The organism is Synechococcus sp. OH20 (assembly GCF_047502685.1).
Taxonomy (GTDB): domain Bacteria; phylum Cyanobacteriota; class Cyanobacteriia; order Thermostichales; family Thermostichaceae; genus Thermostichus.
In genome coordinates this window covers 1-16,182 of sequence record NZ_JANSIQ010000027.1, presented here as the reverse complement: position 1 = coordinate 16,182, position 16,182 = coordinate 1, and the positions used below count along the sequence as shown (strand labels likewise).

Genomic DNA, 16,182 nt, shown 5'->3' with positions numbered 1-16,182 from the left:
AGCCATGGAAATCTTGGGCTCCCACAAAACATATCCTCAGTTCCTTGAGCCAATCCCTAACTCCCCTCTCCCAAAGGGAGAGGGGCCGGGGGTGAGGGCTGGGAGTGTTGGGTGCCGCCAAAGGCGAACGCGCCGGCGGCGTGGAGCGCTTGGGGCTGTCTCAATCTAGTCTGAAATGACTATCAGTCGAGCATGAGGGTCTATATCAGTGCTGATATCGAAGGGATCTCCGGCATCAGCCATTGGGATGAAGCCACCCTCGGCCAGCCGGGTTATGAGCCATTCCGCGAGCAGATGACCCAAGCGGTGATCGCCGCTTGTGAGGGATCCCTGGCTGCCGGAGCCACCCGGATCACTGTCAAAGACGCCCATGATTCCGGGCGCAACCTTCTCCCCGAGCGATTGCCGGCGCCGGTGCAACTCATCCGCGGCTGGAGCGGCCACCCCTACTGTATGGTGCAAGAGCTGGATCGCAGTTACAATGCCCTGATCTTAATCGGCTACCATGCCCGCGCCGGATCTGCTGCCAACCCCCTTGCCCACACCTACACCACCGAAGTTAGCCAAATCCGGCTGAACGGCCAGGCCATCGCCGAGTTTCACCTGGTCAGCCTCACCGCTGCCTATGAAGGGGTGCCGGTTGTATTTCTGGCCGGAGACGCAGAGGTGTGTGCGGAAGCGAAAGCCTATGACGCCCAGATCGAGACGGTGGTCACCCACAAAGGGATGGGCCACTCGGTCGTTGCTCCCCATCCGCAGCAGGTTCTGCAGGCCATCCGCCAAGGTGTAGAGGGATCCCTGAAACGGCTGTCGGCCTACCGGCCCCGCCCACTGCCGGATTGCTTTCACTTGGAGGTGGACTACAAGGATCCTGCCCGCGCCTACCGCAAGTCTTTTTACCCCGGCTGCCGGTGGGTTGCTGACGCAACCGTTCGGCTGGAGGTTTCCAATTGGTTTGAGGTGCTGCGGGCTCTGCAATTTATTGTGCTCACCTAGTCTGGACGGGTGCGCAGGCGAGCGGCAGCTTCTCTGAGGCTGGTCTCGGAAAGGTCGGGCAGCTCTATCCGGGCGTGGATGCGGTTGAAGTTCTGCTGCAACCCATGCCGATAGGTGGGATCGTAGTGCTGCTCCAGCAACTCCTGCACAAACTGCGGCCAGTCTTGGGCGTCGATGAGCTCAAACCAGCGCTGCAGGCGCGCCTGGCCATGGCGGGCTTTTAGGGGCAGCAATTTCTCCTTGAGTGCCTGGGGATGGGCTATCCAGTGGGGATAATGGGCAATTATCCCCTTCACCCGCTCTTCCAAAGGCAATCGCACTTCCACGCAATCGGCTTGGGTGAGGGCCTGCCAAAGGGCAGGGGGCAGGTGGAGCTGGCCCACCTTGGCACTCTCGGCTTCCACCCAGACCGGCTTGGCTGGATCCCACTGGAGAAAAACCTGCACCAGTTGACTTTCAAAGCTCTTCTGGGTGGGCTGCGGCATCCCCCACTCCGCTCCCAGCACGGAGCCGCGGTGGCGGGCCAGCTTTTCCAGATCGAGGACTTGGGATCCCTGGCGCTGCAGGTGGTGGAGCAACTGGGTTTTGCCGCTTCCCGTCGGCCCGCAGAGGACGCGGTAGGTAAACTCCTGGGGCAAGCTCTGCAGTTGCCGGCGTACCCAGGCGCGGTAGGTTTTGTACCCCCCTTGCAAAACTGTGACCTGCCAGCCCACCTGGGACAACACCAGCGCCAAGCTGGCCGAGCGCTGCCCTCCCCGCCAGCAGTAGATGAGGGGGTGGTAGTCCCGGCTCTTGTCGGCAAAGTGGGTCTGCAGATGGCGGGCGATGTTCTGGGCCACCAGGCTGGCTCCCCGCTTGCGGGCCGTAAAGGGATCCACCTGCTTGTAGAGGGTGCCCACCTCTGCCCGTTCTGCATCGTCAAGCACAGGCAAGTTGATGGCCCCCGGGCAATGATCCTCAGCAAACTCTGCCGGCGAGCGCACGTCAATGATTTCGCTGTAGGTGTGCAGCCAAGGTTCGGCAGTGACGTGAATGGGGGCAGCCACAGACGCAGGGAGGAGGGAGTGGACTGAGTTCTCTCTTGCTCGATCCTGGCAGATTTCTAGGGTTGTTGCTTAAGGGGATCCCTGGGCCTGACAAGAGTTGCACCGCTCGGCTCCTCCTCCAGGCTAACCTCAGAGGGAGAGATAGGATCGCACTTTTTCCTCGTCCATTTGGTCAGTCGGCCCTTCCATAACGAGGGATCCATTTTCCATGAGGTAAAAGTAATCGGCCAAGCTTTGAGCAAACTCAAAGTACTGTTCTACCAGCAACACCGCAACGCCCCGCTCTTTTTGGATACGGGCAATGGCTTCTTCGATCTCAATGATGATAGAGGGTTGGATCCCTTCTGTGGGTTCATCCAGGAGTAAAAGTTTAGGCTCTGCCACCAAAGCTCTGGCAATGGCCAATTGCTGCTGCTGACCACCGCTCAAATCTCCACCGGGACGCTTTAGAAAAGAACGCAAAATCGGGAATAAGTCATAGATAAACTCAGGTATAGCCCGTTCTTTGTCCGGTGCTGCTTCTAACCCCACCAGTAGATTTTCCTCAACCGTTAGGCGAGGAAAGATCTCTCGGCCTTGGGGCACATAGCCAATGCCAGCGCGAGCCCGCCAGTTGGGTGGGTAATGATTGATGGGTCGGCCCTCAAAGAGAACTTTACCTGTACAGTCTTTGAGAAGCCCCATTAGGGCTTTAAGCGTGGTAGTTTTGCCCATGCCGTTGCGACCCAGAAGGCAAACTGCTTGGCCGGGAAGGATCTTGAAAGAAAGATCTCTCACAATTAAACTTTGCCCATAATAAGCTCTCAGGTTACAGACTTCCAGCAAAGGCTGAGATCCACTTTGAGATAGATTTTGCGCTTTGGTGGCGTTTTCCGTATTCATAGGCTTGGATATAGAGTTGGTTAATTGGACAGTCAACACAGCTCTCCCCTGTTTTCGTTTAGCCTCTGGCTTTGTGGGATCCAAGATAGACCTCGATAACTCGCGGGTCGTTCTTCACTTCCTCAAAGCTACCCTCGCACAACACCGCTCCTTGGTGTAAAACAGTAACCTTGCGAGCAATTTGCCGGACAAATACCATGTCATGCTCAATCACCAAAATGGTGTGATTTCGAGCTAAGGATTGAATTAACTCTCCCGTAGCCTCTGTTTCTTTATCCGTCATCCCGGCCACGCATTCATCAAGCAGCAGCAGATCCGGATCCTGGGCAATCACCATGCCAATCTCCAACCATTGCTTTTCTCCATGGGAGAGCAGCCCTGCCGGGATCCGATCCTTACGGCTCAGGCCGATGGTTTCCAGGAGAGCATCAGTCTTTTCTCGCAAGCGCTTTTTGCCAAATAAGGTGGAGAAAACACCCTTGTGAGGGTTGAGAGAGAGCTCCAAATTTTCTCGCACGCTCAGGTTTTGGTAGACCCGCGGCGTTTGGAACTTGCGACCAATACCCAAGGCAGCGATTTCGTGCTCCTTGAGCTTAGCCAGATCTTTTCCTTTAAACAGCACTCGCCCTCGAGTAGGCTTGACCTTGCCTGTCAACACATCGAGGAAGGTAGTTTTGCCCGCTCCATTGGGGCCGATCACCACCCTTAACTCCCCTTCTTCCAAAGAGAAGTTCAGCCCGTCCAAAGCCTTAAAGCCATCAAAGCTGACGGTGAGATCCTGAGTTTGTAAAATTTGCCGGGTAGTGGTGGGAGCTGCTGTAAGCATAGGGATCACGTCCAAGAACGGAAAGGCCAGAGGACGAGTAGGATTCTCAGCCCATCGAACAAGAGAGGACACTTGGCATCGTTATCTCACCCATTGGGATCCTCTTACTCTGAAGTTGCACCTTGCATAGGGGGATACTGGCACGGATTTAGGCTGGAGAAATATTGGCCAAACGCCGGCGCCAAAGCTGGAAGGTAACCCAAAGCTGCCTGCCCCGGGTGCGCACCCAGCCCACCAAACCATCCGGCAACACCAGCACCACCAGCAGGAACAATCCCCCCTGGAAAAACAGCCAAATTTCTGGGAAATTTTCACTCAGCAAACTCTTGGCAAAGTTTACCAACAAAGCCCCGACCAATGCCCCCACTAAACTGGCCCGACCACCCACCGCTACCCAGATCACCATTTCAATGGAGAAGGGAACGGCCATGGCATTGGGAGAAATGATGCCAGTTTGTAAGGTAAACAAAGCCCCGGCGATCCCTGCCAGCGCAGCCGAGATGGCAAATACCAGCACCTTAAATCCGGTGGGATCGTAGCCAGAGAAACGAACCCGCGGCTCATCGTCTCGAATGGCTACCAGGATTCGACCAAACAAGCCACTGGTAAGCCAACGACAGAGAAGGTAAGCCAAAACAACGGTTAAAACCGTGGCCACATAGACAGCAAAGCGCATCTGGGAAGAGTTGACATCCAGGCCAAATAACGTCTGGAAATTGGTCAGGCCGTTGGTGCCGTTGATTAAGCGCTGTTGCCCGTTGAAGAAGTTGAAGAAAATGATTGTGGTGGCCTGAGTCAGAATAGAAAAATAAACTCCTCGGATGCGATTTCTCACCACCAAGTACCCCAGAGCTGCTGCCACCACAGCCGGGATCAAGACAATAGCAATAGCCGTAAACGGAAACGAATAAAAAGGGTACCAAAACCAGGGCAATTCCGTTACCCCATAGAGGCTGAAAAACTCCGGTATCTGTCCCTCTGGCAGTTGCAACTTGAGGTGCATCCCCAAAGCATAGCCCCCCAAGGCAAAGAACACCCCATGCCCCAGACTCAGCATGCCGGTATAGCCCCAGATAAGGTCGATCCCCAGGGCAACAATGCTCAATGCCAGAAATCGCCCCAACAAGTTCAGCCGAAAACCCGACAACACAGTTGGGGCCACCAAGATCAAAGCCAGCGCCAGGCCAATGAGGATCCCAACTTCCCACAGGAGCTTGCGGGCAGGACTGGGATCCCGACCGGTGGCAAGAATGGCCTCTTCACGATCAGCGGGGGGGAGATGAGCCAGTTTCATGGGCGGTGTGGGGGGATGGGGGATACGGCTAGAAAGATTCGCTCAAGAGGGCTGTCCTAGGCATCCACCATGCGACCTTTTTCGGGGAAAAGGCCGCGGGGGCGCACCTGCAAAAAGGCCACAATTAAGGCAAAGACCATCACCTTAGCCATGCTGGTGGTGGCAAAAAAGTTGAGGGTATCGGTCAGGATCGGCACGTTGGGAAAGATCAAAGCCAGCGTCCCGGAACCGATGACAAAGTTGGCAATTCCGATCCCCAGTGCCGCCACAATGCTGCCCAGGAGCTTGCCCACACCCCCCACGACAACCACCATGAAGGTATCCACGATGTAGTTCTGGCCGGTATTGGGCCCCACGGATCCCAGCAGGCTGACGGCCACGCCGGCTACTCCTGCCAGACCCGAACCCATGGCAAAGGTGAGAGCATCCACCGTTTGCGTAGGGATCCCGACACAAGCGCTCATGGCCCGATTTTGGGTGACGGCGCGGATGCGCAACCCCCAGCGGGTGCGTTGCAAGAAAAAGTACAGCCCCAGGATACAGACAACGGTGAGGGCGATGATGAACAGGCGAGTATTGGGCAAAAACAGGTTGCCCACCGGGATCCCACCCCGCAGCCAGCGAGGAGCGGTCACGTCTCTATTTTGGGCCCCAAACCAGGGCTGGGTGACGGCCAGGGCATAGGTTTGGGCCAGAACCCGCCCGCCTACTGCCACAATGGCCGTAGAAAGCACCAACAACAACGTCAGCACCCAGCCTTTGAGTCGCGGCCAATCGGCCCGTTTTGCCAAGAGCCACCAGCCGCCAAAAAAGAGCACCGCAAAGGCCCCCAAGCGGAAAGCCAACACCCAATTGACGCTGCGCACGAACTGCTGCAGGATCAGGCTCACGCCCCAGGTGGCCAAAAGGGTTTCCAGCGGCCGCCCATACAAAAAGCGAATCACCCCCCGCTCCAGAGCCAGACCCGCCAGGGCCGTGACGACAAAAGCGGCAACCAAGGCTGGAAAGATATACAGATCCCGCCAGGGATCTCCCAATTGTCGGAAGGCATTTTGCACAACAAAGGTGGTGTAGGCCCCCAACATCATCAGCTCCCCATGGGCCATATTGATCACCCCCATGAGGCCGAAGACAATCGCCAGGCCCAGAGCGGCTATCAGCAAAACGGTGCCAATACTGATGCCGTTAAACAAGCTATCCAAAAGCAAGGTCATCGGCAGGGGATCCTCCTTCTTTACCCGTTGACTGGGGACGCGCTTCCAACTCCAGGACGGGATCCCCAACTCACCCGCAAGGGATCCCGCACCCAGCGCTCAACAGGGCTAGCTGACTTTGAAGCGACCGCCTTTGGCCGGATCCGACCAGTCGCAGGCAAAGCCCTTGGTTTCCGCCACAAACTGGTTCCAGGGCTGTGGCTCCACAGCGTCTGTAGAAAAGATGACATCAAACAGCCCATCAGAGCGCACCTGGCCGATCCGCACGTACTTGGTCAGGTGGTGGTTGGTGTTCATCGTCACCAGACCCTCTGGGGCATCAAAGGTTTGGCCGTAGGCTGCTTGGCGCACCGCGTCGATCTCCACGGTTCCCGCTTTTTCCACCGCCTGCTTCCAGATGTAAACCATGATATAGGCCGCTTCCATCGGGTCGTTGGTGACGCGGTTTTGGCCGTATTCTGCCTTGAAGGCTTCCACAAACTTCTTGTTGGCAGGCGTATCCACCGTCATGAAGTAGTTCCAGGCAGCGTAGTGGCCTTCTAGGAACTCGGAGCCAATCGCCTGCACCTCTTCTTCGGCAATGCTGACGGACATAGAGGGATAGCGATCCGGCTCCAGACCGGCTGCTTTCAGTTGCTTAAAGAAGGCCACATTGCTGTCGCCATTCAGGCTGTTGTAGATCACGCCGCCGTTGGGAAGAGCGGCACGGATTTTGCTGATAATGGGAGTCACTTCGGTGTTGCCCAGAGGCAGGTAATCTTCTCCCACAACCTTGCCGCCCAGGGCCTCTAACTGGGCCTTGATGATGGTGTTGGCCGTGCGGGGGAAGACATAGTCGGATCCCACCAGGAAAAACTCTTTGCCCTTATTCTTGAGCAGCCATTCCACAGAAGGCTCGATCTGCTGGTTGGGGGCAGCGCCGGTGTAGAAGATGTTTTTGGAGCACTCTTGTCCTTCGTACTGTACGGGATACCAGAGCAGGTGTTGCTTGGATTCAAATACCGGCAAAACTGCCTTGCGGCTGGCCGAGGTCCAACAGCCGAATACCGTTGCCACCTTGTCCACATCGATCAATTTGGTGGCTTTCTCGGCAAAGGTTGGCCAATCGGAGGCGCCATCCTCGATGATGGGCTCGATCTGCTTGCCCAAAACCCCACCGGCGGCATTGATCTCTTTAATGGCTAGCTTTTCCGCATCCACCACACTGGTTTCCGAAATGGCCATCGTGCCGCTGAGGGAGTGCAAAATGCCAACGCGAATAGTCTCTCCCTGAGCATAGGCAGGCACAGACCGCTTCACCCAGATCTGCGGCCCTAAGGCAGCCCCGGCTCCGGCCAGCGCGCCCATTTTCAGCACTTGACGACGATTAAAAGATTGAGCCATCGGTAAACTCCGAAACGAGGTGAGTGCAAAGGATGTAGCGAAGTGTGGTTACAGCAGCCTGGCCAACGGGGGGAAGGACTCAGCTCATCACCTTGCCCATGGATCAGCTTGCCCAACTGCGCTCGGCTGAGGTTTTCACCAATGCCTTCCCAACATCAACAGAGGGAAAAGCCAGTTCTGCAGTCGAGAGAGCGTCGTGCGCCCCTGTTGCCTGGACGTGTTTTATCAAACCCATTCAGCCAGGAAGAAATTGTGTTGCGAGATACTTTTTTCCAGAATCTGAGCCTGTTCTCGCCAAGCTCCCAGGGATCCCTTGCTCTCGGCATAATGGAGATTTCGAGGTTGAAAATTGATGGCTTATGGTGCAACAGGCTGGCTATGGATCTTGGCGATCCCCAATTACCGCTGACCTGGTGGTGGCCGGATCCCTACGCCTAGGGCAACCGGCTTGGGACAAGGGGGGTCTCTACTGGACGGAGGGCCGCCCGCAGGAGAAGGGGCGCAACGTGCTGATGCGGCGAGCTGCCGACGGGACGGTGCAGGAACTGACGCCAGCACCCTTCAACGTGCGCACGCGGGTGCATGAGTACGGCGGCGGCGCCTACTGGGTCTCCGAGGGGGTGGTGTATTTCTGCAACTTTGCCGATCAACGGCTGTACTGCCTGCTGCCGGCTTCGGATCCCCAGCCCCTCACCGAAGCTGGCCCCTACCGCTATGCCGACGGGGTGGTGGACAGGAGGCGCCGGCGCATCCTCTGCGTGCGCGAGGATCACAGCCGCCAGGGAGAGCCGGAAAATACCCTGGTTGCCATCGATCTAGAAAGCGGATCCCAGCAGGTTTTGGCCAGGGGCCACGATTTCTACGCCAGCCCGCAACTGAGCCCAGACGGTCAGATCCTGGTGTGGCTGGCCTGGGATCACCCCCAGATGCCCTGGGACGGCACGGAGCTGTGGCGGGCGGAAGTGGCTCCTGACGGCAGCTTGGGAGAACCCCAGAAACTCGTTGGTGGCCCGGCTGAGTCCATTTTCCAGCCCCAGTGGTCGCCGCAGGGGGAGCTTTACTTTGTTTCCGACCGCAGCGGCTGGTGGAACCTCTACTGCTGGGATCCCCAGGGCCCCATTTCCCTCTGTCCTATGGAAGCGGAGTTTGGGGAGCCCCAGTGGGTGTTTGGCCTGAGCACCTACGGCTTCTGTGGGGATGGGCAAATCCTGGCCATCTATCGACAAGAGGGGCTCTGCCACCTGGCGCTTTTGGATCCGCGTTCAGGACAGCGGCAGGAGATCCCCATACCCTACACCGAGCTCCACAACCTTCAAGTTAGCGGCGAAAAAGCTGCCTTCCTGGCCGGATCCCCCAGCGAAGCCATGGCCTTGGTCTGTCTGGACTTACCTTCTGGCCAATTGGAGGTGGTGGCCCGTTCTAGCAGCGTGGCAATAGATCTGGAGTATTTGTCGATCCCTGAGCCCATCACCTTTCCCACCTCGGGCGGAGCAGTGGCCTACGGCTTCTTCTATCCTCCCAAGAACCGCGACTTTGTGGCCCCTGCCGGCGAAAAGCCGCCCCTGCTGGTGAAAAGTCACGGCGGGCCCACGGGAGCAACAGCAGCCGTGCTCGACCTGGGGATCCAGTACTGGACCAGCCGCGGGATTGCCGTTTTGGATGTCAACTACCGCGGCAGCAGCGGCTATGGACGGGCCTACCGGGAGGCCCTCAAGGGCCAATGGGGCCTTGTGGACGTGGAAGATTGCATTGCTGGAGCCCGATTCTTGGCCCAACAGGGCCGGGTTGATGGCGAGCGATTGCTCATTCGCGGCGGCAGCGCCGGCGGCTACACCACGCTGGCGGCTTTGACCTTTCACACCGTCTTCAAGGCCGGTGCCAGCTACTACGGGGTGAGCGACCTGGAGGCCCTGGCACAGGACACCCACAAGTTCGAGTCCCGCTACTTGGACAGCTTAATTGGCCCCTACCCGCAACGACGAGATCTCTACCGGGAGCGCTCTCCCATCCACCACCTGGATGGCCTCAATTGTCCGGTTATTTTCTTTCAGGGCTTGGAAGACGCCATCGTGCCCCCCAATCAGGCAGAGAGGATGGTAGCCGCCCTGCGGGCCAAAGGGATCCCGGTGGCCTATGTGCCCTTCGAGGGAGAACAACACGGCTTTCGCCAGGCGGCCAACATCAAACGGGCCTTAGAGGCGGAGCTTTATTTTTATGCTCAGGTGCTGGGGTTTCCGCCGGCAGAAGCTCTTGAGCCCGTTCGGATCGAGAACTTAGACACCTGAGGATGACTGCTCAGCTAGACCCAGGCTAATGGCTGTGGGCCAACAGGTTGGGCTCGAAGACAGCCATCTCCAACTGAAACGGGATCCCCAGGTGGGCCAGCCAGTCCTGCAACGGCTCATCGGCCAGCGCCCGGATCTGCCCTTGGGGGGAAATGTGGGCCGGGCGGTGCCAATTGCCCAGTTGATGCATCACTTGGCCCATCTGGATCGGGTTTTCCGGTTGAATCAAGAGTACCGGTTCGGCTTGGGCTTTGACCCGGATGTGTCGCTGCGCATCCGCGTAGAGTAGATCCCCATCCTGAAGATGAGTGCCGCGAGGCAGCATCAACTGGATTACCGTGCCCTGATCGCTCACCAGCCGCTGCCGGGATCGCTGGCGGTCATGCCAAGTGAGGCAAACCACTTCCAAGTGGCCGGGGATCCCCTCTGGCGGCTCTTCCAGCAGTTGCATCACCGTAATAGCCACGGGATCCTCTGCCGCAGTGTGCCGCCCTTCGCTCATGGCAGGGACTCCAGATACTGGCTGAGGTCTTCTTGCAGGCGAGAGAACTCCACTTCAGTGGAAAGGCGCAGCACCTTGGTTTTCAAAGTTACCAGCACCTTGGCTGCATGGGGGCCAGTCCAGATATTGGGGTTGCAGAACATCTCCAAGCTGAAATCCTCAGCAGGGTAACGAAATTCAACGGGATCCTGAGGCTGCTGGCGGGAGCTGCGCTTGAGTCGCTCCCAAAGAATCTGCAGAACCTCGTGCCATTGTTGTGCTGCCTCAGGGGGAAGGGAGAAGCTGGCCGAACCGGTTGCGAAGTTGAAGGCAAACTGAGGAAAATGGATGGTCATAGAAGCCCGTACCTTCGGCACGCGTTCTCTGGAGGGCAGCATTGGATAACAACAGTATATTACGTCAGCTTTTGCTGATGGGCGTCGGCACCACCACCTTGCTGGCAGAGCAGTTGAAGAAGGCTGCCGACGATCTGGTGCAGAAGGGCCAGCTCAACCCAGAAGAGGCATCCAATCTCATCAACAACCTGCTCAACCAGGTAAAATCCGAGCAGAGCAACTTTGAATCCTACGTGCAGCGGCAGGTGCGCAACGTTCTACAGGATTTGGGCGTGCCCCGCCAATCGGAAATGGACGAGCTGCGCGGGCGGCTGGATCGGCTGGAACGGCAGGTGCGCAATCTGGAAAATCAGGTTTACCGCCGGTAGCCGAGGCCCAGTTGGCCGTCGAGCAGAGCATTGCCAAACGTCGCTACCCCGCAGCCAACCCCCAGATCCAGTCCCAAAGTTCATTCCAGTTTCCATGCCGAGCGAAGTTTTGACCGTTACAGGCCGAGGCATCCCCCTGCTGGGCAACGACATCGACACCGATCGGATCATCCCGGCCCGCTTTTTGAAGTGCGTCACCTTTGAGGGCTTGGGCCGGCACGTGTTTGCCGACGACCGCGCCCAAGCTTCCGGCCAGCATCCCTTTGACCTGCCCCAGTACCAGGGAGCCGAAATCCTCGTGGTCAACGCCAATTTTGGCTGTGGCTCCAGCCGCGAGCATGCGCCGCAAGCGCTGGCCAAGTGGGGGATCCGCGCCCTCATCGGCGAAAGCTTTGCCGAGATCTTCTTCGGCAACTGTTTGGCCCTGGGGATCCCTTGTGCGACGGCGCCGGCGAGCCTGATCCAAACCCTGCAAAAGGCGGTGGCCGAGGATCCACAGCTTCGGTTGACCCTGGATCTGCCCAACAAACAGGTGCGCTGGCAGAACCATGCCGCTGCTGTGGAGATCCCTCAGGGGGCCTGGCAAATGCTGGTGCAGGGCACCTGGGATGCCACAGGGCAATTGCTGGCGGCCACAGCCCAGATTCAACAAGTAGCCGCCTGTTTACCCTACCTGCGTTGGCAGCGAGCCCGTTGAGCAGTTCTCTTCCCCCCGATACCCATACCTGGCTGGGCAGCGCCGACCCGGATTTTTTGGATCTGGCCATCCGGGAGATAAAAGCTGCGGATCCGGAGGCCGCCGTACAGCGGCTGCGGGAGGCGCCCGGCTTGGTGTGGGTGTGCAGCCAACGCTCGTTTGTTGACCTGGTGGAGGCTTGGCAGGCTGACCCGCCCATTTTTTTGCGCCACATCTGCCCCATTCACCGAGAACAGCGGCTAGACGAGGGATCCCTGAGCAAATTGCACCTTGATGAGGAAATGTTGGCGGCCATCGACCCCATGCGCAGCTTTTCGGTGCAGACGCGCCTGTTTGGAGGGCCGAATCTCAAGCCCTTTCAGGTCAACGAAGCCCTGGCCGAACAGGTGATCGCGGCGGTGGGAGCCCCCCTGCAGGTCAAAGATCCCCAGCAGGTGATCTCGGTGGTGATCCTGGCCGAGACAGGAGGGATCCGGGCCTGGCTGGGCCTATCCCTGGCTACACAGAACCTCTCCAACTGGGCTGGCGGGATCCACCGCTTCCGGCGGGATCCAAACCAGATCAGCCGCTCCGAGTTTAAGCTGCTGGAGGCCATCCAGGTGTTTCAGGTTCCCTGGGTAGCGGGCGGACAGGCTTTGGATCTGGGGGCAGCGCCGGGGGGATGGTCGCGCATTTTGCGCCTGTATGGCCAGCAGGTGACAGCAGTGGATCCGGCAGACTTGGACGAGCGCCTCAGCCAAGATCCGGGGATCTGCCACCATCGCCTCAGCGCCCAAGCCTACTTGGCCCGTAGCCCAGGCCGGTTTCACCTCATCCTCAACGACATGCGCATGGATGGCCCGGCCTCTGCCAACTTGATGGCGGCTTTCGCCCCCCATCTGGAGCCACAGGGAGCGGCCCTGATGACCCTGAAGTTGCCCTACCGGCAGCGCCTGCGGGTGCTGCGGCAAAGTCTGGAGATCTTGGGTCGTGCCTTCTCTGTGGTGAGGGCCCGTCACCTGTTCCACAACCGCAGCGAAGTCACCCTCTACTTGAGGGTCCCTCAATCTGCCGTTTCCACCACCTGAATTTCCCGGCGGAGCACCATCTGGCGAATGGACTCCAGCAAGTCCATCTCCTCGGGGGAGATTTTGCCGTCGGCCCGGATGGCGCCGACGATTTGGTCAACCTCGGTGCGGGTGAGCTTTTTGTCTTCTAAGGCTCGATTCACCAGCGCTTGCAATTGTGAAAACTCCATAAGGCTCCTCTTCGCTTGAACAGGTCTTGTCGCCTCATTTCCTCGTCTAGGCTATCCGCCCTCTCTAAAATCTCCTGCAAGCGCAAGATTCTCTTCAGGTATCCTAAAGAAAATATGAAACCCAAGAGAGGAAGACATCATGGCTGGCCCGGATCCCAAAAGCACCGCGCACGATTGCGCTACCCTCTGTCGAGATGGCTGTGTCTTGGGAGAGGCCTGCCCCCACCGAGAGGCGGCTCGTCAAGCGGTGGCCTTTGTCATGAACACCGACTGGGAGACGCTGATGCAGATTGCCGAATCCAAAAACCTGCCCAAGAACCTGCCTCAAGGCGAGTTGGATCCCCTCCAGTTTTTGGAGAATTACCGCCTGGGTGGATAAGCCCCAACCCCATCTCTCCAAAGACAAGGGATCTCCCTGAGCAATCACAGGTTTTAAGCCATACTGAATTTGTGGGATCCCTGGATTCTATGGTTTGGCCTTGGATTGTCTTTGGCTTGGTTCTCATCGCCTCTGAGCTGTTTTTGCCGGAGTTGGTAGCCGGCCCGGTAGGTGTAGCGGCCCTTGGGGCTGCCCTTTTGGCCTACTGGGGTTGGCCCATTTGGGCACAATTTTCGGCTTGGATCCTGCTCTCCATTGGATTGATCGTCCTCAGCCGACGCCTAGTCCCTTCCGGTTCGACTCAACTAGAAGATCTTCTCAAAGAATCGCGAGAGGCACGGGCAGTTACAGCGATCCCGGCTGGTCAGCGCGGTCGGGTCTCTTATCTCGGTTCCACCTGGAATGCCAAGTGCAGCATCCCCAACCTCGAAATCCAAGCCGGGCAGGAGCTCTACGTGGTGGAGCGGCAGGGAAACACCCTCATTGTCATGCCGGCCAAGATGCTGAAGTCTTGATCTGAACGGATTTTCCATTCCCCTATCGCCCTGAGGGGGCTGCCGCAGCCTTGTTCAAGTGTGCATTAGCGGCGGGGATCTGTCATAATCGCAAAAGCTAAGCCGGGATGTAGCGCAGCTTGGTAGCGCATCTGCTTTGGGAGCAGAGGGCCGCAGGTTCAAATCCTGTCATCCCGATCCTGCTTGTACAACGAGTTGAGCTGTTCGCCTGCTTGTCGAGGGTCGGGGGCAACCATCAGCTCTTCGATGCTGGGAAATTCGCAGCTCAGGTGTGGGCAGCCTTTGGTCATAGCCAGTCTGTTGCCAGTATGATAGTGCTCCTGCTGCAGCAGGGATCCCTGTCAACCTCGCTCTCCACTCAGCTCCCTTTAGCCATGGCAACCCAATCCCCTTCCACCTCGCTGATTCGGTTCCTCGCCGCCGCCGTATCCGAGAGCATTCAACGGGCGGCAGGCCAACTGGGATCCCTAACACCTGAGCAGGCGGCAGGGGTTACTCCCGTGATCGAGATCCCCAGCGATCCCCGCTACGGCGACTACGCCTGTCCTACCCCCTTGGGGATGGCCAAGCTCTGCCGCATGGCGCCGGCCCAAATTGCCCAAACCCTGCAAAAACACCTGGATCTGCCGGACATAGAAACCGAGGTGGCAGGCGGTGGGTACCTCAACTTCCGGCTGGGGGATCCCTTTTTGGCCGAGCGATTGCAAGAGCTGTTGCGGTTGGGGGAAGATTTCGGCAAAACCGCTGCCCCCCATCCCGAGCGCATCCTGCTGGAGTATGTTTCCGCTAACCCAACGGGGCCGCTGCACGTGGGACATGGGCGCTGGGCTGCCGTCGGCTCGACCCTGGCCAACCTGCTGCGCTGGACGGGGCACCAGGTGGAGCGGGAGTTCTACATCAACGATGCTGGCAACCAGATGCGGCTCCTGGGCCAGTCGCTAGAAGTGCGGGTGCGACAACTGCAAGGCGAAGAGGTGGCTCTGCCGGAAGATGCCTACCACGGCAGCTATTTGGTCGATATCGCCCGGCGGCTGTTGGATCAGGTCAAGGCCGGGATCCGCCCTCTGCCCACCACCCCGGAAGAGTACACCGATTTTGCTTACCAGGAAATGCTGGCCTGGCAACAGCAGACCCTGCAACAACTGCGCACCGAGTTCGATCACTGGTTTAGCGAACGCCGCCTGCACACCCCCGATCCCCAGACAGGGCTGAGCGCCATCCAACAGGCTTTGCAGGAGCTGCAGGAGCGCGGCTTCCTCTACAGGGCTAAGGCGCCGCGGGGTGAGGATCCCAAGCCGGGGGCGGAAGAGGCCGTCTATTTCAAAACCCAAGAGTTTGGCGACGACAAGGATCGGGTGGTGCAAAAGGCCGATGGCTCCTTTACCTACCTGGCCGCCGATATTGCCTACCACCGCGACAAAGTGCGGCGGGGCTATCAGCGACTCATCAACATCCTCGGCTCGGATCACCACGGCTATATCGGTCGTTTAAGGGCGGCGGTGGGCGCCTTCAGCCCAGAGGTCAAGCTGGAGATCCTGATTGGACAATTTGTCAAATTGTTCAAAACCGACCCGGAAACCGGCGAGAAGACCGAAGTGCGCATGTCGAAGCGCACCGGCAATTTTGTCTCCTTAAACGATCTTATTGAGGATCCCGAAATTGGCGTGGGGGTCGATGCAGCCCGCTGGTTTTTGCTCAGCAGCAGCATGGACAGCCCCATCAACTTTGATTTGGATTTGGCCGTCAAGCAAACTTTCGACAACCCGGTGGTCTATGTCCACTACAGCCACGCCCGCTGCTGTACCCTGCTGCGGCGGTTACAGGAAGAGGAACAGGTGCAGCTAACCGCCACAGTTGCTTTGACGGAGCAGCAAAAACTGCCCTACAAAGAACCTGAAGAGCGATCCCTGCTGCTGCGCCTCTTGGCCCTGCCCGATGAGCTGATTGCCGCTGCCGAAGAGCGCGCCCCTCACAAGATCATTCGCTATGCCGAGGCGATTGCTGCCGATTTCAACAAGTTTTACGACAACTGCCGCATTTTGCCCCTCTTAAAAGAGGATCCCCTTTTGGCCCAAGCCCGCATCCAATTGGTGCAGGCCACGCGACAGGTTTTATTTAACGTGCTCACCGGCATTCTCGGCCTGAGCGCGCCAGAGTCGATGTAGATGTTAACGTAAGGTGCGGAATTCCCCACCGTCTATACGGTGGGGATGGATAGCACCC

17 protein-coding genes and 1 tRNA gene are annotated in these 16,182 nt (G+C 58.2%); 9 read left to right on the top strand and 9 right to left on the bottom strand.

Translation table 11 applies throughout. The features are described 5' to 3' along the window. Positions 1 to 192 precede the first annotated feature (192 nt). Positions 193 to 996: a M55 family metallopeptidase gene (locus NW826_RS05900; RefSeq protein ID WP_414509668.1), complete on the top strand. Its 804-nt coding sequence runs from the start codon at positions 193 to 195 to the stop codon at positions 994 to 996. Here NW826_RS05900 and mnmH read toward each other — a convergent pair. From mnmH to urtA, 6 genes are all read right to left on the bottom strand, one after another. Further along, on the bottom strand, positions 993 to 2,042 hold the full coding sequence (gene mnmH / locus NW826_RS05895) for a tRNA 2-selenouridine(34) synthase MnmH (RefSeq protein ID WP_414509667.1): 1,050 nt from the start codon (positions 2,040 to 2,042) through the stop codon (positions 993 to 995). The genes NW826_RS05900 and mnmH overlap by 4 nt on opposite strands. Before the next feature lie 129 nt (positions 2,043 to 2,171). Then, the gene (gene urtE, locus NW826_RS05890) at positions 2,172 to 2,924 is read right to left on the bottom strand and encodes an urea ABC transporter ATP-binding subunit UrtE (protein WP_414367710.1); all 753 of its coding nucleotides are present in this window, start codon (positions 2,922 to 2,924) and stop codon (positions 2,172 to 2,174) included. 58 nt (positions 2,925 to 2,982) lie between these two features. After that, a complete protein-coding gene (gene urtD, locus NW826_RS05885) occupies positions 2,983 to 3,750 on the bottom strand; it encodes an urea ABC transporter ATP-binding protein UrtD (protein ID WP_414332603.1) in 768 nt (255 codons plus the stop codon). 148 nt (positions 3,751 to 3,898) lie between these two features. Then, positions 3,899 to 5,044, bottom strand: a complete 1,146-nt coding sequence (urtC, locus tag NW826_RS05880; RefSeq protein ID WP_414509666.1) for an urea ABC transporter permease subunit UrtC — start codon at positions 5,042 to 5,044, stop codon at positions 3,899 to 3,901. Positions 5,045 to 5,100: 56 nt separating this feature from the next. Next, entirely contained in the window at positions 5,101 to 6,258 is a 1,158-nt protein-coding gene (gene urtB, locus NW826_RS05875) for an urea ABC transporter permease subunit UrtB (protein WP_414332599.1), read from the bottom strand. A 108-nt stretch (positions 6,259 to 6,366) separates the two neighbouring features. Continuing rightward, a complete protein-coding gene (gene urtA / locus NW826_RS05870; protein WP_414332597.1) occupies positions 6,367 to 7,641 on the bottom strand; it encodes an urea ABC transporter substrate-binding protein in 1,275 nt (424 codons plus the stop codon). A 359-nt stretch (positions 7,642 to 8,000) separates the two neighbouring features. On the opposite strand from urtA, the gene NW826_RS05865 reads away from it, so the two are divergent. Continuing rightward, the gene (locus NW826_RS05865; RefSeq protein ID WP_414509665.1) at positions 8,001 to 9,926 is read left to right on the top strand and encodes a S9 family peptidase; all 1,926 of its coding nucleotides are present in this window, start codon (positions 8,001 to 8,003) and stop codon (positions 9,924 to 9,926) included. A 25-nt stretch (positions 9,927 to 9,951) separates the two neighbouring features. On the opposite strand, the gene NW826_RS05860 is transcribed toward NW826_RS05865, so the two are convergent. Both NW826_RS05860 and NW826_RS05855 read right to left on the bottom strand, forming a co-directional pair. Next, positions 9,952 to 10,428 (bottom strand): urease accessory protein UreE, encoded by a 477-nt coding sequence (locus tag NW826_RS05860; protein ID WP_414332593.1) that lies wholly within the window; start codon positions 10,426 to 10,428, stop codon positions 9,952 to 9,954. Further along, positions 10,425 to 10,763, bottom strand: a complete 339-nt coding sequence (locus NW826_RS05855) for a hypothetical protein (protein WP_414348892.1) — start codon at positions 10,761 to 10,763, stop codon at positions 10,425 to 10,427. Before NW826_RS05855 ends, NW826_RS05860 begins: the two co-directional genes overlap by 4 nt. 41 nt (positions 10,764 to 10,804) lie before the next feature. On the opposite strand from NW826_RS05855, the gene NW826_RS05850 reads away from it, so the two are divergent. The 3 genes from NW826_RS05850 to NW826_RS05840 all read left to right on the top strand — a co-directional run bounded on the left by NW826_RS05850 (position 10,805) and on the right by NW826_RS05840 (position 12,895). Continuing rightward, positions 10,805 to 11,131 carry a phasin family protein gene (locus NW826_RS05850; protein ID WP_414332589.1) on the top strand — a complete coding sequence of 109 codons (327 nt, stop codon included), beginning with the start codon at positions 10,805 to 10,807 and terminating at the stop codon, positions 11,129 to 11,131. Positions 11,132 to 11,225: 94 nt separating this feature from the next. Continuing rightward, complete coding sequence (leuD, locus tag NW826_RS05845) at positions 11,226 to 11,828, top strand: 3-isopropylmalate dehydratase small subunit (RefSeq protein WP_414332587.1); 603 nt, start codon at positions 11,226 to 11,228, stop codon at positions 11,826 to 11,828. After that, on the top strand, positions 11,825 to 12,895 hold the full coding sequence (locus NW826_RS05840; RefSeq protein ID WP_414509664.1) for an SAM-dependent methyltransferase: 1,071 nt from the start codon (positions 11,825 to 11,827) through the stop codon (positions 12,893 to 12,895). Before leuD ends, NW826_RS05840 begins: the two co-directional genes overlap by 4 nt. On the opposite strand, the gene NW826_RS05835 is transcribed toward NW826_RS05840, so the two are convergent. After that, the gene (locus tag NW826_RS05835) at positions 12,871 to 13,065 is read right to left on the bottom strand and encodes a hypothetical protein (RefSeq protein WP_414332583.1); all 195 of its coding nucleotides are present in this window, start codon (positions 13,063 to 13,065) and stop codon (positions 12,871 to 12,873) included. The two genes, NW826_RS05840 and NW826_RS05835, sit on opposite strands and share 25 nt — an antisense overlap. A gap of 139 nt (positions 13,066 to 13,204) precedes the next feature. Here NW826_RS05835 and NW826_RS05830 point away from each other — a divergent pair, with 139 nt between their 5' ends. The 4 genes from NW826_RS05830 (at position 13,205) to argS (ending at position 16,124) form a co-directional block, all read left to right on the top strand. Then, positions 13,205 to 13,444 (top strand): hypothetical protein, encoded by a 240-nt coding sequence (locus tag NW826_RS05830; RefSeq protein WP_414332581.1) that lies wholly within the window; start codon positions 13,205 to 13,207, stop codon positions 13,442 to 13,444. An 89-nt stretch (positions 13,445 to 13,533) separates the two neighbouring features. Beyond that, a complete protein-coding gene (locus NW826_RS05825) occupies positions 13,534 to 13,959 on the top strand; it encodes an NfeD family protein (protein WP_414332579.1) in 426 nt (141 codons plus the stop codon). Positions 13,960 to 14,062: 103 nt separating this feature from the next. After that, a tRNA-Pro gene (locus tag NW826_RS05820) sits at positions 14,063 to 14,136 on the top strand. A 197-nt stretch (positions 14,137 to 14,333) separates the two neighbouring features. Then, positions 14,334 to 16,124, top strand: coding sequence for an arginine--tRNA ligase (argS, locus tag NW826_RS05815; protein WP_414509680.1), 1,791 nt, complete (start codon positions 14,334 to 14,336; stop codon positions 16,122 to 16,124). Positions 16,125 to 16,182: the final 58 nt, after the last annotated feature.

Coding starts and splice junctions, on each gene's coding strand:
- urtA (WP_414332597.1), bottom strand. CDS start 7,641: ATGGCTCAATCTTTTAATCGTCGTCAAGTGCTGAAAATGGGCGCGCTG.
- urtC (WP_414509666.1), bottom strand. CDS start 5,044: ATGAAACTGGCTCATCTCCCCCCCGCTGATCGTGAAGAGGCCATTCTT.
- NW826_RS05900 (WP_414509668.1), top strand. CDS start 193: ATGAGGGTCTATATCAGTGCTGATATCGAAGGGATCTCCGGCATCAGC.
- urtB (WP_414332599.1), bottom strand. CDS start 6,258: ATGACCTTGCTTTTGGATAGCTTGTTTAACGGCATCAGTATTGGCACC.
- NW826_RS05860 (WP_414332593.1), bottom strand. CDS start 10,428: ATGAGCGAAGGGCGGCACACTGCGGCAGAGGATCCCGTGGCTATTACG.
- NW826_RS05835 (WP_414332583.1), bottom strand. CDS start 13,065: ATGGAGTTTTCACAATTGCAAGCGCTGGTGAATCGAGCCTTAGAAGAC.
- NW826_RS05865 (WP_414509665.1), top strand. CDS start 8,001: ATGGTGCAACAGGCTGGCTATGGATCTTGGCGATCCCCAATTACCGCT.
- NW826_RS05825 (WP_414332579.1), top strand. CDS start 13,534: ATGGTTTGGCCTTGGATTGTCTTTGGCTTGGTTCTCATCGCCTCTGAG.
- NW826_RS05830 (WP_414332581.1), top strand. CDS start 13,205: ATGGCTGGCCCGGATCCCAAAAGCACCGCGCACGATTGCGCTACCCTC.
- urtE (WP_414367710.1), bottom strand. CDS start 2,924: ATGAATACGGAAAACGCCACCAAAGCGCAAAATCTATCTCAAAGTGGA.
- argS (WP_414509680.1), top strand. CDS start 14,334: ATGGCAACCCAATCCCCTTCCACCTCGCTGATTCGGTTCCTCGCCGCC.
- leuD (WP_414332587.1), top strand. CDS start 11,226: ATGCCGAGCGAAGTTTTGACCGTTACAGGCCGAGGCATCCCCCTGCTG.
- NW826_RS05855 (WP_414348892.1), bottom strand. CDS start 10,763: ATGACCATCCATTTTCCTCAGTTTGCCTTCAACTTCGCAACCGGTTCG.
- urtD (WP_414332603.1), bottom strand. CDS start 3,750: ATGCTTACAGCAGCTCCCACCACTACCCGGCAAATTTTACAAACTCAG.